The 1,123-nt window shown below is 68.1% G+C and carries 1 protein-coding gene; it reads left to right on the top strand.

All coding sequences use genetic code 11. The annotated features are described in order from the left end of the window. Positions 1-634 precede the first annotated feature (634 nt). The gene (locus B9O00_RS32205) at positions 635-1,090 is read left to right on the top strand and encodes a cache domain-containing protein (RefSeq protein ID WP_085127564.1); all 456 of its coding nucleotides are present in this window, start codon (positions 635-637) and stop codon (positions 1,088-1,090) included. Positions 1,091-1,123: the final 33 nt, after the last annotated feature.

Genomic DNA, 1,123 nt, shown 5'->3' with positions numbered 1-1,123 from the left:
CCGCCCGCGAGCTCTCCGACAACGCCGAGGCCCTCAAGCGCCTCGTCGACGGCTTCCTCACCGACGTCAAGGCCGCCTGAACCCGACGACGCCGGCCCGCGACACGCCGACTGGAACCGGGGGGTTCGTTCAGGTCGGCGCCAGGAAGGCTCCCGCCGTTGCGGCGGGAGCCTTCTGCTGTCCGGCCCTCGCAGGGGGGCTCCGGGCCGCAGCGGTCAACCAGGCCGCGTAGTGCGTCCCGACCCACCTCGGGGCTCGCGCGCGCCGGAAGGCGGCGCCACCCGCGCTCCCCGCCGTCATGCGTCTGCGCCCGCGGCGATGCGGCAAGCGATTGATCCGGCAGACTCTCTCTTCGGGCCGACGGCGCGGTGACCGCGCCCCGGAGGGCCGGCCCGCCTCGGCGGTCCGGCCGCCCTTCCCGTCACGGGCGGCGCGGCAAGTAGAGGCGTCCGAAGACTCCCCCTCTATAATTGCTGCGCTGTAATACACCCCAAATAGTAGTATAGTTATAATGGCAATATTTGCGCTTTTCATCGAACGTTAACAGTCTCTCTTCTATTCGTCGCAGTGACGGCGGTCACCAGCCAACAAGAACCGACCAGTGACATTCCCCAACCGACGATAGGAACGACACATGTTGACCAAGCTCATCGGCGCAGTTGCCGGACTGGCGCTTGCGCTCGTACTGGCGGCGGCGCCGCTCCAGGCCAGCGACAGGGCGAGCCTCGACGAGGCCAAGGCCATGGCCGAGAAGGCCGCCGCCCTGCTGAAGGCCGAGGGGCCGGAAAAGGCCTTCCCCGCCTTCGACGAGGACGCCCAGTTCAAGGACCGCGACCTCTACGTCTTCGTGATCGACCCGAGCGGAACGACCGTGGCCCACGGCGCCAACAAGGGCCTGATCGGCAAGAGCCTGCTGGAGCTGCGCGATCCCACCGGCAAGCAGTTCGTCAAGGAGATGATCAGCATCCCCGGCACCGGCTGGGTCGACTACTCCTGGCAGAACCCGACGACCAAGGCCGTCGAGGCCAAGCGCTCCTATGTGATCCACGAGAGCGGCTACTGGGTCGGCGTCGGCGCCTACGTGAAGTAAGGGACGGGCGGGGGCGGGCTGCCGTCCGCCCCC

Source organism: Tistlia consotensis USBA 355 (assembly GCF_900177295.1).
Classification (GTDB): Bacteria; Pseudomonadota; Alphaproteobacteria; order Kiloniellales; family DSM-21159; genus Tistlia; species Tistlia consotensis.
Note: the sequence above shows the minus strand (reverse complement) of the source record. Positions and strands in the feature narration are given on the sequence as shown.